This window comes from Pseudoalteromonas sp. SK18 (genome assembly GCF_001974855.1).
Classification (GTDB): domain Bacteria; phylum Pseudomonadota; class Gammaproteobacteria; order Enterobacterales; family Alteromonadaceae; genus Pseudoalteromonas.
The window spans coordinates 41,477-56,355 of the sequence record NZ_MTQB01000004.1; the positions used below are offsets into that span (position 1 = coordinate 41,477).

The following is a 14,879-nucleotide window of genomic DNA, read 5'->3' on the forward strand; positions in this document are numbered from 1 at the left end:
GCAAGCGTCGCTTTTTATCTAACGTAACAAAGTGGTGTTATTTTAATTTACCACAACATTGTTTGTATTTTTGACCTGAACCACATGGACATGGATCGTTACGGCCAACTTTTGGCTCGCTACGCGCCATAACCTGAGCGCTTTGCGGTGCTTCACCACCTACGTGTTCTGCTTCTTCATGTTGATATTCGCGAGGGGCATTTTCACTTTTACGGTGTTGCTCTTCTACTTTTTCAACATCTTCTTCAGCGCGAACTTGCACTTTACTTAAAATACCGACCACATCGACTTTTAAGTTTTCTAGCATTTCAGAGAATAACTCAAACGACTCACGTTTGTATTCTTGCTTAGGATTCTTTTGTGCGTAACCACGTAAGTGAATACCTTGGCGTAAGTGATCCATTGCAGCAAGGTGGTCTTTCCAATGTTGGTCAAGACTTTGAAGCATAATGGCTTTTTCAAACTGACGAAGTACAGAATCGCCGACCATTTCTTCTTTTTGCTTGTAAGCTTGTTCAACCGCTTCTTCAATACGCTCACGAAGTTTTTCTTCGTACAGTTTATTGTCATCAGCTAACCACTGAGTAATTGGTAACTCAATTAGGAAATCTTGCTTTAAGCGCTCTTCAAGCCCTGGGACATCCCACATTTCAGCTAAGCTTTGTGGGGCAATGTATTGATCAATTACACCCGCGAGCACATCACCACGGATAGCGGTAATCGTTTCTGAAATATCACCTTCTTCAAGCAATTCGTTACGTTGAGAGTAAACAACACGACGTTGATCGTTTGCTACATCATCGTACTCAAGTAGCTGTTTACGCACATCAAAGTTACGTGCTTCTACTTTACGCTGGGCGTTTTCGATTGCGCGGTTAACCCATGGGTGTTCAATCGCTTCGCCACGTTGCATACCTAGTTTACGCATCATGTTGGTCATGCGCTCACCGGCAAAAATACGCATTAACGCATCATCCATCGATAGGTAGAAACGGCTTGAACCAGCATCACCTTGACGGCCAGAACGACCACGTAATTGGTTATCAATACGACGTGATTCATGACGCTCTGTACCAATAATGTGTAAACCGCCGGCATCAATTACTGCGTCATGGCGAATCTTCCATGCGGCTTTAATTTCGGCAATTTGTTCGTCAGTTGGGTTTTCAAGTTTTTCAACTTCACTATTCCAATTACCACCAAGTACAATATCGGTACCACGACCGGCCATGTTGGTGGCAATGGTGACTGTGCCTGGTAAGCCCGCATCAGAAACAATGTCAGCTTCTTGTGCGTGGAATTTAGCATTAAGTACGTTGTGCTTAATTTTTTCTTTGCGTAAAAACTGCGACAAGTACTCAGAGCTTTCAATTGAGATAGTACCTACAAGTACCGGCTGACCACGTTCTTGACAGTCTTTAATATCTGCTAGAATGGCTTCGTACTTCTCTTCTTGTGTTAAGTACACTAAATCAGCACGATCATCACGGATCATTGGTTTATTGGTTGGCATAACCACAGTGTCTAAACCGTAGATAGACTGAAACTCAAATGCTTCTGTGTCGGCTGTGCCTGTCATACCTGCGAGTGTTTCGTACAAGCGGAAGTAATTTTGGAACGTAATAGAGGCTAACGTTTGGTTCTCGTTTTGAATTTTCACACCTTCTTTTGCTTCTACAGCTTGGTGTAAACCTTCTGACCAACGACGTCCTTCCATAGAACGACCCGTGTGCTCGTCGATGATGATAACTTCGTTTTCTTTAATAACGTAGTCAACATCTTTTTGATAAAGCTTGTGCGCACGAAGGGCTGCATAAACGTGACTAAGTAGCGTGATGCTCGCTGCTGAATACAGTGAATCACCTTCTTCAATTAGGCCGCGCTCTGTAAGTAGCTCTTCAACTTTTATTTGTCCACGCTCAGTTAGGTGAACTTGCTTAGACTTTTCATCGATGGTGAAATCGCCATCGCCTTCAACCCCTTCCTCATCTTCTTTTTCTTGCAATTCAAGAAGAGGAACAATGGTATTTATTTCAGTATAAAGCTCTGAGCTGTCTTCAGCTGGGCCAGAAATAATAAGCGGCGTTCGTGCTTCATCAATAAGAATTGAATCCACTTCATCCACTACGGCATAGAATAATGGGCGTTGTACGCGTTCATCAATGCTAAATGCCATGTTGTCACGTAGGTAGTCAAAACCAAATTCGTTGTTGGTACCGTATGTGATGTCGGCTTCATAAGCTTGTTTTTTCTGCTGCGGCATCATGCCCGGAACATTACAACCAACGGTTAAGCCTAAAAATTCAAATAAAGGGCGGTTGGTTTCAGCATCACGCTTGGCCAAGTAGTCATTCACGGTAATAACATGAACACCTTTACCTGTTAAACCATTTAAATAAGCAGGGAGCGTTGCAGTTAGCGTTTTACCTTCACCGGTACGCATTTCTGCAATGCGGCCTTGTTGTAAAACCATACCACCTAATAATTGTACGTCGAAGTGACGCATACCGTTTACACGCTTTGACGCTTCACGTACCACCGCAAATGCTTCTGGTAGAATGTCGCCTAAGCTTTGTCCGTTATCGTAACGTTCTCTAAACTCAGCTGTTTTAGCTTTTAAATCTTCATCTGAAAGCGCTTCTAGTTGCGTTTCAAGTGCATTGATCAGTGCGACCGTCTTTCTTAGGTTTTTAATAGTGCGGTCATTGCGACTACCAAAAATCTTGGTAAATAAATTAGATATCATGATAAAACCGTTACAATGTATTTTTTTGCCAGCCGTACATCGGCTAACCCATTTTTTACAATTGATAATTAATGTATTCTTTAAATTAACCTTTAGGACACATTAATTAGCAATTTTGTATTAAGCTGCTTTAAAAGCACTGTTTATTACCTGCGCTACTATACCAGACTCTGCTAAACATCAAACTACCTCAAGAAAAAGATCTTCATTTAAAACAGAAAAATTAGATCGTGCTCATAAAAATAGCGTTCTATTGCTAAATTTGATTAAAACCGCAGATAAACAGACCCTAAGGATATGGTGCTGAATAAATTAAAAACAAGGGTAAAACGCTTAAATTTCACCCTTAAATTCTTTGTTTACAGGCATCGATTTTTAAAGCTTAAATTGAGCAACTGTTTTATTGAGCGCCCCTGCTAAGTCACTTAAATCATGTGCTTCATCGGCTAGAGTGTGTGCATGGTGAGCGGTGCTATTAACTAAGTTATTAATAGCAGTAAGGCTCGTGTTAATATCTTCTGCAACCACTGTTTGTTGCTCGGTAGAGGTGGCAATTTGATGGCTTTGATCTTGCACTTTAGTGACCGACTGTTTGATGCTTTGTAATGAGCCCAGTACTTCCTTGGTTTGAGTAACAGAGCTTTGCGCTTGATCTTGCCCTTGCTGCATCATAACGGCAGCTTTTTGCGCAATTTGTTGTAAACGAGAAATCATATTACGAATATCGTCGGTTGACTCTTGAGTACGACTTGCAAGTGAGCGTACTTCATCAGCAACTACAGCAAAGCCTCGCCCATGCTCACCTGCACGAGCCGCTTCAATGGCAGCATTAAGGGCTAAAAGGTTAGTTTGCTCAGCAATAGAATTGATGACATCAATGAGTGCACCAATATTGGTACTTTCTTGTTCTAGACCTGTAACAACCTTAGATGCTTCCCCTATATGAAGTGCCAATGCGCTCATTACATCTTGTGCCTGCGTTGAACGCTCGGTACCTTGTGTAGTTATTATTTGTACTTCTTCGGCAGCGGTATTGGTATATTGTGCATTGCGAGAAATTTCAAGCACGGTACTGGCCATTTCGGTTACTGCGGCGCTGACACTATCTACTTGTTGTTTCTCTTGTTGAATTTCCGAGTTGGTTTTCCTAGAGACTATTTTTAATTGATTGGCAGCCTCATTGAGTTGCTCTGCTTGGGTAGCGGTTTGACGCATCATCAAGCGTAATTTATCAATAAAGGTATTCATGTGATTGGCTAATTGACCGACTTCATCACGGCTATTGATATCAATTTTTTGGGTTAAATCGCCATCACCCGAGGCTATATCGCGCATAATATGCGTTAGCTTTACAATTGGTTTAGAGATCAGCTGCGTTGCCCAAATGATCATAACAATCACAATAAACAACATAATAACTACTGTGGTGACGGTGCTTTTAACGGCATCGTTTACTGGGGCCTCAATTAAGCTTGTTGGAATTAATAGCCCAACATACCAATCTAAGAAGGGTTGCTCCAATTGTAGGCGACTATAAACAACATAGTATTGTTCTCCTTTAAAAGTAACCGTGTGACTACCTTGTAGGTTTTTTTGCATCTGTTGATTAAGTGTCTCAAAGCCAGAAGTGTTTTCAAACTGTTGCTCTAGCCCATCTAAACCTTGCTTTTTCTTAGTGCCGTCATCAGTAATTGACAAGTTGTGTTTGGTTGCTTTCGAAAGGTGCACCACTTTTTGGTTGCTGTCTAATAAGAAGCCGTAGCCTTGATTATTAAAGCGAATGCTTTCTACCATGGCATTAATTTTATTTAACTGCAGGTCTACGCCACCAATACCAATTAGTTTTTTTTGCTCATTATAAACAGGTTGCTGTACTACGGCTGAGGCATCGCCTGTTGTTAAATCAACTGAAATAGGGCCTACGTATAGTTTGTTTAGTTGCATGGCTTCTTGCCACCAACCACGCTTATATGCGTAATAAGGTTGGCCGTTATAATCCGACGTGCGTTCGTTTTCTTTAAAGTATTCGCCTGTAATTGCTGAGGCAAAAAATGCTGAGAGAATATTTTCATCATGGGCGCTAATGCGCACAAAGTCTTGATTTATTTCACTGTAACCGGGAGCGTTTGCCACAGGTTGATCACGTTGTTCCCATGCCTCGAAAAAATTAACTAAGTGTGGGTTATTTACAAAAGTAGATACCACTTTTCCGTACCTAGCAAAGTAACCTTGCATTGATAACTGCTCACTTTGCAGGTAACTTTGTGCTTCGCGTTCAATATTAACGCGTGATAGGTCGGCGATATGTTTGATAAAAAATGTGGAGGCGAGAATCAGCAGCACGGTAATCGTACCACCAATTAGTAATAATATTTTTTTTCGTAAAGAGAGATTATTCAGCATAAGTGTACGTATTGTTATTATTTTTAGTATCGTATATCTAATCATATTTTGTTTTTTATCGCTATAAAACGCGTTAATAAGTGTGATTATGCTTTTAATAAAGGGTAAATAAAGTGCAAACCAACAAAGATAACTTAGTAGTTCTTGGCGCAGGTTGGCTTGGCCAAGCCTTATGTATTGATGCACAAAAACAAGGTTGGCAAGTGCAAGGGACTCATCGTAGTGACACCCATCAATTTGATTTTGAGCGTCAGTTTGTTTTACAAAACGGCGAGCTGCAGCACCAAGTGGATTTACAAAATGCGTATTGGGTGTGTGCTATACCGCCTCGCAGTCGTGACAGCGAAAGTGATTATGCACAGGTGCTGGAACAGGGATTAAAGCTGGCAACTAAGCTTAATTGTAAAGGTTTTTTATTGTGCTCATCGACTGGAGTGTATGATCAAGAGCCCGGAGTTTATAGTGAAAGTAGCGATATATCAGGCACTAACGAGCGACAAATAAAGCTCTATGATGCAGAAGAGCAAGTGCTAGAGCAGCAAGGTAAAGTACTGCGCTTAGCTGGGTTGTTGGGGCCAAACAGAGAGCCGGGTCGTTTTGTGGCGGGTAAGGAACTCAACACCTCTAGTCAGCAAGTGGTGAACATGGTGCATCAACAAGATGTGATCAATGCCATTTATGCGGTACTTAACAATTGGTCACAAGGGCAAAGCATTTATAATGTAGTTAACCCTGCGCACCCGAGCAAAGCAGATTATTATGCACAAAAATGTGAGCTGTATGGCACACAAATGCCAAGTTTTAGTAGTGATGAAGTCGCTGAGCGCAAAGTTATTGGCTCAGCGATAGAAGCGCTGGGTTTTAGTTATCAGTATGGTATTTAATAAGAAGGTAAGGGCGAGTTTTTTATAAAGTCGCACAACTTACCTTCACTTAGTAGTGTGTTAGCCGCTTCAATATCGGGGGCAAAGTAGCGGTCTTTATCGTAATAGCTAACATGTTGGCGTAGCAGTGCTTTTGCATTTTCTACCTGCTCACACGCATGTAGTGGCGCTCTAAATTCTAGCCCTTGAGAAGCACTCAGCCATTCAATGGCTAACACGCCTTGCGTATTATTAGCCATATCAACTAAGCGCCTAGCGGCAAAGGTTGCCATAGAGACATGGTCTTCTTGGTTAGCTGAGGTCGGTAAGCTATCTACCGAGGCCGGGTGTGCTAGTGATTTGTTCTCTGAGGCGAGCGCAGCTGCGGTCACTTGAGCAATCATAAACCCTGAATTTACCCCACCGTTTTCGACTAAAAAGGGCGGTAATTTTGATAAATTAGAGTCAATCAATAATGCTATGCGTCGCTCAGCTAAGGCGCCAATTTCGGCAATGGCAATAGCAAGATTATCAGCGGCCATAGCAACGGGCTCAGCATGAAAGTTTCCGCCTGAAATAATATCCCCTACATCGGCAAAAACGAGTGGGTTATCGGTTACCCCGTTTGATTCACATAGTAATACTTCGGCGGCTTGGCGTATTTGGGTTAAGCACGCACCAAGTACTTGCGGTTGGCAACGAAGGCAATAAGGGTCTTGTACTTTTTCACAATTAATATGTGAGTCACTAATTTGTGAGTGGGTGCTTAATAGCTCTCTAAATACGTGCGCGGTATCAATTTGCCCTTTTTGACCACGAACCTCATGAATACGAGCATCAAATGGTGCGCGACTGCCCATGGCGGCCTCAATACTTATAGAGCCAATAACACAGCTTTGTGCGTACAAATCTTCTGCTCTAAATAAGCCCTGCAGTGCGAATGCAGTAGAGGCCTGTGTGCCATTTAGTAGTGCTAAGCCTTCTTTCGCAGCTAATATCAGTGGCTCAAGCCCTGCAATTTTTAACCCCTGTTCTGCGCTTATTAGCTCTCCTTGATAGCGCATTTTCCCTTCACCTAATAAAGGCAGGCACATATGAGCAAGGGGGGCTAAATCGCCCGATGCGCCCACTGAGCCTTTTTTAGGCACGCATGGGTAGACTTCATTTTTGAGTAGCTGTATAAAAAACTCAATCACTGCTAAACGAATACCAGAATAACCCCGTGATAAAGAATTTACTTTTAGGGTGATCATTAATCTGACCGTGCTGTCATCCATTAACTCGCCAATGCCCGCAGCGTGTGAAAGCACAATACTGCGTTGTAATAGTTCTAGCTCATCATTCGCTATTTTAGTATTGGCTAATAAACCAAAGCCGGTATTGATACCATAGACAGTTCGCTGCTCGTTTATTACGTCTTGAACGGTTTGCGCGCTGGCTGCTATTTGTGTAGCGGCCTCAGTTGCCAAAGTTAAATCTATGGGTGATTGATTAATTTTTCTTAAGGTATTTAATTCAAGCTGACCCGGTGTGAGTGTGTATGAAATCATGACTTATCCTTGTTAAGCATAGGTAGGTCTAGGTTTTGTTGTTGTGCACAATTTTTTGCAATGTCATAACCGGCATCGGCATGGCGCATCACACCGGTAGCAGGATCATTCCAAAGCACTCTTGCAAGGCGTTGCTCTGCTTCATCGGTACCATCGGCAACAATAACCACACCTGAATGCTGGCTAAAGCCCATACCTACACCGCCACCATGATGAAGCGATACCCAAGTAGCGCCGCCTGCGGTATTGAGCAGGGCATTTAAAAGTGGCCAATCAGAGACAGCATCGGAGCCATCTTGCATGCTCTCTGTTTCACGATTAGGACTAGCTACTGAGCCTGAGTCAAGATGATCGCGGCCAATAACTACCGGTGCTTTAAGCTCACCGTTTTTAACCATTTCATTAAAGGCAACGGCTAGGCGCGCTCGGTCTTTTAAGCCAACCCAACAAATACGTGCAGGCAAGCCTTGAAATTGAATTCTCTCACGCGCCATATCAAGCCAGTTATGCAAATGCTTATCATCAGGGATTAGTTCTTTTACTTTTGCGTCTGTTTTGTAAATATCTTCGGGATCGCCTGAGAGTGCTACCCATCTAAATGGGCCAATACCTTCACAAAATAATGGACGAATATAAGCAGGTACAAACCCAGGGAAATCAAATGCATTAGTGACGCCTTCTTCGAGCGCCATTTGACGAATATTATTGCCGTAATCAGTCGTTGCCGCGCCCGCATCTTGCAGTGCCAGCATCGCCGTTACTTGAACAGCCATTGATTGTTTGGCTGCTTTGACCACTGCTTGTGGATTATCGATTCGCATTTTTGCTGCATGCTCCATACTCCAACCTTGTGGCAGGTAGCCGTTAAGCGGATCATGGGCTGAGGTTTGATCGGTGACTATATCGGGAGTAATACCACTTTTTACTAAGGTACTAAAAACATCAGCCGCGTTACCCAGTAAACCCACAGAAAGCGCTTCACCCTTTACACAGGCATCGGTTATTAATTTTAATGCATGCTCAAGGTCTGTGGCTTTTACATCGACGTACCCTGTTTTTATTCGAAAATCGATACGGCTTTCATCACATTCCACTACTAAGGCACTAAAGCCTGCCATGGTTGCTGCTAATGGTTGTGCACCGCCCATTCCTCCGAGGCCACCAGTTAACACCCATTTACCTTTAGCATTGCCTGAGAAGTGTTGTTTTGCCATAGCCACAAAGGTTTCGTAAGTGCCTTGAACAATCCCTTGAGAACCAATATAAATCCAAGAGCCAGCGGTCATTTGGCCGTACATCATCAAGCCTTTTTTATCTAACTCGTTAAAGTGCTCCCAGTTTGCCCAGTGCGGAACAAGGTTAGAATTTGCAATTAATACCCGCGGTGCATTGCTATGAGTTTTAAATACACCCACCGGTTTGCCAGATTGCACTAATAGGGTTTCGTCATCTTCTAGGCGTTCAAGCGTTTCAATTATTTTGTCATAGCTTGGCCAGTCACGCGCAGCACGGCCAATCCCGCCATACACCACCAAAGCTTGAGGGTGCTCGGCAACATCAGGGTCTAAATTATTCATTAGCATGCGTTTAGCTGCTTCAGTTTGCCAGCTTTTTGTGGTTATTTGATTACCATGTTGCGCGCGTATTGTGCGCTGTGTGTCCAGTCGATGATTCATTTTTCACTCCTGTTAAATAGTGTTAAGCGTTATGCGCTTTTATTATTATTTTTAAATGTTAATTGTCCGCCTAAGCGATACTTACTGCCCGGCGATATAAGTCGTGCAAAGCTTACAATTCCGTTTACCGACCAAGTACGGCGTATTACTTGTAAACAGGGCTCTTCATTATATAAGTTAAGCCATTGGCACATTTCACTGCTTGGTGTAATAGCCTCTACCGTGTGCCTTGCTTGTGTTAAAGGGGCAACTGTTGATAAGTATTCGTGTGGGGTAAGGGCGGTAAAATCTTGTTGTAAATAATCCTTAGCAAGGGGGGGATTTACAAAGCGCTCTTCGACTTGTAAGGGGCTGTCGTTTTCGTTATGAATAATGACACTGCGATATACCACGCTATCTACCTCCACACCTAAAGCAATTGCAATTGGCGCGACGGCATTAATTGATTCCAATACTTGTACTGTGCAGCTGTAGTTTCCGTTTCGCTCTTTTACTTCATTGGCGATGTTTTTAATTTCAAGTAATGACGACTGTGATTTGAAGCTTGCTACAAACGTGCCTAACCCTTGGCTACGAGTTAAAATGCCCGCATCAGTGAGCTCACTGAGGGCTCGACGTGCGGTCATTCTGCTTACCGTAAACTGTTTTGCTAGTTCATTTTCTGAGGGTACGCGTTGGTTTTCAAGCCAAAGTCCGCTGCGTATTTTGTCCACAATAAACTGCTTTATTTGCGTAAACTTAGGTGTTGGCATAAATACTTTTAGTATATTAAAAATAAACAATACCTAGTAAGATGGCACAATCATCTTGTATATACAAGATGTGTTGTTAAACTCATTTGAACACTATCGCGGAGAAATTTATGCAAGCTACAGAATCCACAGAACAATTAAATGATATCGATTTACTGCTCACCGATGCCAATATTGCCACTATGGATAGCAACATTGATGCGCCTTATGGAGCGATAGAAAATGCGGCTTTAGCAATTAAAAATGGCAAAATAGTATGGCTAGGTGAGCAAACTGAGTTACCTGATTTTGATGTGTTAGCCACTCCGACATTAAGTGTCAAAGGGCAGTGGTTAACGCCTGGCTTAATTGATTGTCATACTCACTTAGTGTTTGCCGGTTCTCGTGCGAAGGAGTTTGAGCAGCGTTTGCAGGGAGTGAGTTATCAGCAAATTGCTGCGCAAGGGGGCGGAATTGCAAGTACAGTAAAAGCAACCCGAGAGGCTGATCATGAGCAACTGTTTGTAGCCGCAAAAGAACGTTTAAATGCACTGTTAGCAGAAGGCGTAACTACAGTTGAAATTAAGTCAGGGTATGGGCTTGATATCGAAAATGAGAAAAAAATATTAGAGGTGGCTAGGCTGTTAAACCAACATCATCCAATTGAGATAATTAACACCTTTTTAGGCGCGCATGCATTACCTTTAGAGTTTAAAAATCGCAGTGATGATTATATAGATTTAGTGTGTAATGAAATGCTTAACACCCTTGTCGAACATGACTTAGTAGATGCGGTTGACGTATTTTGTGAGGATATTGGCTTTAGTTATGCGCAAACGCAGCGAGTATTTAATGCGGCTAAAAAACTGGGGTTAGCAATTAAGTGCCATGCGGAGCAGTTATCTAATCAACAAGGCGCTTCGCTGGTGGCGCAATATAATGGCTTGTCGGCCGATCATTTGGAATATCTTGATGAAGCCGGTGTTAAAGCTATGGCCAATGCAGGTACTGTGGCGGTATTACTGCCCGGTGCTTTTTATTTTTTAAAAGAAACGAAATACCCTCCGATTGAACTGTTAAATAAATACAAGGTTCCCATCGCAATTGCCACTGACTTCAACCCCGGCACATCACCGTTATGTTCTTTGCAATTAATGATGAATATGGCTTGTACCTTATTTAATTTTACTCCAGAGCAAGCATTAATGGGAGTCACGGCACACGGAGCTCAGGCTCTTGGTTTTACTGATAGAGGCGTATTAAAAGTAGGTGCTCGCGCTGATATAGCACATTGGCAAATTGAGCATCCAGCACAATTAAGTTATCAGTTTGGAGTAAATAAACTGTTAAATTTATGGATATTGGGTAAACTTAGCTAATTATAAGACTTAACTCTTAAACCCATGTTTTATTTAATGTCAGTGAGTACCTCAGCTATGGATGGAACGCTATTGAGCTATAGCAATTTAGCTATATTTTTAAGTGGTGCGCTTTTAATGGCAATGGTTGCTGTATTGTTAACCGTTAAAAGTAACGTAATGAGGCTCAGCTTTTTATGCACTGGGCTGATTGGTTTAGCTATGGTGAGTACTGCGATACCTTGGTTTGCTGTGCTATTGGCCCTAGGTTTTGGCTTTCATTTATATCAAGCGAATTTGCTAAAACAAAAAGCACCGTTACTTATCAGTGCCTGTGCCACAGGATTACTTGTTTTATTATTGGCAGGTCATCTCTTTTTTGCGCTGCACTTGGCATGGCTACTCATTCCAATTTTACTGCTTAGTAGCAGTGATTTTTTAATAGATAATACGCTGCAGGTTGCTCCATCTTTAAAGCCACAAACTGAGCCTGAGGTGTATGTTGAAAACTCACCTTTAGCCAGCTTCCCTGATAAACAACAGTTACGTCAAAAATATAATGAACTAAGCAATGAAGATTCATTAGTCGCAGCACTCATAGTATTAAGGCTCGAAGGCTTTGCCCAAGTTAATCAACATATTGGTCGAGATTTTGGTGATTTATTATTATCGCAGTCAGCAAATAGAATAAAAGATTTATTAGATAGCGATGAAGTGTTTTATCTTGCTGAGCACGCTAAATTAGCGCATTTGGGTGGGTTAAACTTTGCATTTATTTGTGATTTACAGAGTCATAATCATTTACATCAACAGCTTATAAAGCAAATTATTGGTGCTACTTTAAAGCCCTTTAATGTAGCTAATTGCACAATTGAAGTAAAAGTAAGAGCCAGTTATGTACACTGTGATCAACAAAGCAGCAGCTTTGATGATCTAATTAGTCATGCTTACCTAGCACTTGATAGTCAGCCAGCTAAACAAATAGTAGCTTATCATCAGCAAATGACGATTGAGCATTTAGAGCAGCAATCGCGATTAACTGAGTTGGCGAATATCAACTTTGCTGATGAGTTCGAACTGTTTTTTCAACCAGTTATTCGAAATGACGATGGTCAAATTGAATTTTTAGAGTTGTTGTTACGTTGGCAGCATCCAACCCAAGGGACTTTATCGGCGAGTCGGTTTATTAACGATATTAGAATTGCAGGGCTTGGTTATTCTCTCGCGACCTTTGTTATTGAACGTGCTGGAGAGCTTGCCATGGCACTTCGTATGGAAGGAATGTCGGTACCTTTAAGTGTTAATTTATTTGGCCCGGAAATGCTCAACGAAGAGTTTGTGGATTTTGTTTATGGGGTTATTGGTGAGCATCAACTCAGGCCTGGTGATTTAATTTTAGAATGTCCGCTACATATTTTTACTAGCTTAGATGATAAAGGCAGAGCCATGATTGCAAGGCTTAATAGTTTAGGTTTAAAAGTGTGTGTTGATGGTTTAGGTGATAACCCTGTATTACTTTCTAAGTTACCTAGTTTAGCGGTGGAATATATTAAAGTATCGCCTGCATTAACTGCAGACTTTAGTAATCAAAATAATATACGTAGTTTAGTAGGTGGCATGGTTGAAATGCATAACCAGCAACAGACGAAAGTTATTTTTGAAGGGGTCGAGACACTGGATCAACTAAAATTTGTGAAAAGTCTAAAAGCCTATGCTTCACAGGGATACTATTTTGGACACCCATTGAGCAGTTTAGGATTAATGAGTTGGTTTAAGCAATGGTTAGAAGCACAAGAGCTTTAAGTGTGTTTTAAATGCTTAGTTTTGTTTGTAAATAGGTATTAACTAAAGCACTGATCACTTGGCCACACTGTAAGTTACCCGCGGCTATAGAGTGGGGGTGTTGTGGTGGCGCTGCTTCGCATAAGTGTAAATAAGCACTACGGGGATCACTTGCAGCTAAGTAAACATAATGCTCACCATCGCTGACATCAAAACCACAATAATTAAATGCACTTGCAGGCATATTGGTTAAGCTATCTAAATCAACTTCTATTCCTAACGGTGCGTTATCAAATCCATGGAGTGCATGGGTGGTTGCCTCCGTTAAGTTTATTTCGCGCTTCACATTAATTGTCTGATAGCTGGTGTAGCTAAAATTAGCACTCTGCATGGCATTAAAAATAGGTTGATTGTTTTTTAGCTCATGTAAGCCAATAACATGGTAATTATTGAGCAGCTGCTCTTGGTAAGCATAGCTAAACCCGTTACCACTGTGCCTACCTTCACACTCGCGAAAGTCGGCATGGGGATCTAAATTAATCGCGTTAATTGCGTTTTGGTTATGTTTGGCAAGTGCGCGAATAATACCTAAACAGTTATTATGTCCGCCGCCAATAATAATAGGTTCGAGGCCCGCTTTAAAAATCATGTTTAAAATTGCTTCAACCCGTACATCAATCTCAGCGCACAACTGACGTAATTGGTCTAAATCGAGAGGATTTTGGTTATCAAGCGGGTGTGCTTGTTGCATTAAATCATCGAGGTTTACTTCGCCAAGCAGTAACACTTTTTGCATGGCAATAGCGTCATTGTGAGGTTGGTTTAAAAAACGTTGTAAAAAAGCAGGCCACGCATACTGTGCACCGCCTTTTCCTAAGTTGGCTCTCGGTCCAATATCTTCACAAATACCAAGTAAAACAAAACGCATACCAAATTGTACGGCATCAGCAAGCGCTTGTTGAATATTATCGCGGGCATCAAGTAATGCCATCGACTGCCACGCTTTTAGCTCTCCAGCACGGCCAGAGCAAAGTTCCTTTACCGTGCTTTCGTTATATATTTTAAGGGGTACGGCCACGCTACAGTTCTATAATTTCTAGTTCTAACTCTTCAGCAGAAAGCACAATACCTGTACTGTCAGCATAAACAAAGTCATCATCAAAAAATGATACGCCAGCAAAATTAACACCTATACCGCTTTCGCCCGCACCTTCACTGTCTGCTGCAACAGGAATTGATGCAATAGCTTGAATTCCTAAATCAAGTTCTTCAAGCTCATCAACGTGACGTAATGCACCATATACAATAATGCCTTGCCAATTGTTTTCAAGTGCCAGCTCAGCCAGCTCAATATCAATTAATGCTCTGCGAGTTGAGCCGCCACCATCAATAAGTAAAATCTGATCAGTACCATCTTGAGAAAGTAATTGGCGGATCAGTTCATTGTTTTCAAAACATTTTACCGTTTTAATGCGGCCACCAAAGCTGTGTCGACCACCAAAGTTGATGAACATAGGTTCAAGCACGTCAACCACATCAGCAAAGTGGTCGCATAAATCAGAAGTGCTGTAATCCATTATTTTATCCTCAAAAGATACATAAGTTAGAAACTCAGTATACCCTCCTTATATGCAATAACAACGACTTAATCGCAGTAAATTTAGCCATAATTAGAACTAAATCAATTATAAGAATAATAATTCTTTCATAAACTTGTCATTTATTCACAACAAGATTATAAACAGGTGTATTGCTTGCTGATACGGTTGA

10 protein-coding genes are annotated in these 14,879 nt (G+C 41.7%); 3 read left to right on the top strand and 7 right to left on the bottom strand.

Annotation, left to right across the window (positions count from 1 at the left end):
• Positions 1-37: 37 nt before the first annotated feature.
• Both secA and BW139_RS04580 read right to left on the bottom strand, forming a co-directional pair.
• Positions 38-2,746, bottom strand: coding sequence for a preprotein translocase subunit SecA (secA, locus tag BW139_RS04575; RefSeq protein ID WP_076918854.1), 2,709 nt, complete (start codon positions 2,744-2,746; stop codon positions 38-40).
• A 375-nt stretch (positions 2,747-3,121) separates the two neighbouring features.
• Complete coding sequence (locus BW139_RS04580; RefSeq protein ID WP_008114995.1) at positions 3,122-5,149, bottom strand: methyl-accepting chemotaxis protein; 2,028 nt, start codon at positions 5,147-5,149, stop codon at positions 3,122-3,124.
• Between the two features lie 113 nt (positions 5,150-5,262).
• On the opposite strand from BW139_RS04580, the gene BW139_RS04585 reads away from it, so the two are divergent.
• Entirely contained in the window at positions 5,263-6,033 is a 771-nt protein-coding gene (locus BW139_RS04585; RefSeq protein WP_008465751.1) for an NADP-binding protein, read from the top strand.
• Here BW139_RS04585 and hutH read toward each other — a convergent pair.
• Genes hutH through hutC form a run of 3 tightly spaced genes read right to left on the bottom strand, consistent with a single transcriptional unit; the run spans position 6,030 to position 9,990 of the window.
• Entirely contained in the window at positions 6,030-7,562 is a 1,533-nt protein-coding gene (gene hutH, locus BW139_RS04590) for a histidine ammonia-lyase (protein WP_076918855.1), read from the bottom strand. The genes BW139_RS04585 and hutH overlap by 4 nt on opposite strands.
• Complete coding sequence (gene hutU, locus BW139_RS04595) at positions 7,559-9,238, bottom strand: urocanate hydratase (RefSeq protein ID WP_076918856.1); 1,680 nt, start codon at positions 9,236-9,238, stop codon at positions 7,559-7,561. Before hutU ends, hutH begins: the two co-directional genes overlap by 4 nt.
• Before the next feature lie 29 nt (positions 9,239-9,267).
• The gene (gene hutC / locus BW139_RS04600) at positions 9,268-9,990 is read right to left on the bottom strand and encodes a histidine utilization repressor (protein WP_008465755.1); all 723 of its coding nucleotides are present in this window, start codon (positions 9,988-9,990) and stop codon (positions 9,268-9,270) included.
• 110 nt (positions 9,991-10,100) lie between these two features.
• On the opposite strand from hutC, the gene hutI reads away from it, so the two are divergent.
• Together hutI and BW139_RS04610 are read left to right on the top strand one after the other, a co-directional pair.
• Positions 10,101-11,348 (top strand): imidazolonepropionase, encoded by a 1,248-nt coding sequence (gene hutI / locus BW139_RS04605; protein WP_076918857.1) that lies wholly within the window; start codon positions 10,101-10,103, stop codon positions 11,346-11,348.
• Positions 11,349-11,405: 57 nt separating this feature from the next.
• Positions 11,406-13,130 carry a GGDEF domain-containing phosphodiesterase gene (locus tag BW139_RS04610; protein ID WP_076918912.1) on the top strand — a complete coding sequence of 575 codons (1,725 nt, stop codon included), beginning with the start codon at positions 11,406-11,408 and terminating at the stop codon, positions 13,128-13,130.
• Positions 13,131-13,137: 7 nt separating this feature from the next.
• Here BW139_RS04610 and BW139_RS04615 read toward each other — a convergent pair whose 3' ends face one another.
• Together BW139_RS04615 and rraA are read right to left on the bottom strand one after the other, a co-directional pair.
• Entirely contained in the window at positions 13,138-14,187 is a 1,050-nt protein-coding gene (locus BW139_RS04615; RefSeq protein ID WP_076918858.1) for a formimidoylglutamase, read from the bottom strand.
• 1 nt (position 14,188) lies between these two features.
• Positions 14,189-14,686 carry a ribonuclease E activity regulator RraA gene (gene rraA, locus BW139_RS04620; protein WP_008465762.1) on the bottom strand — a complete coding sequence of 166 codons (498 nt, stop codon included), beginning with the start codon at positions 14,684-14,686 and terminating at the stop codon, positions 14,189-14,191.
• Positions 14,687-14,879: the final 193 nt, after the last annotated feature.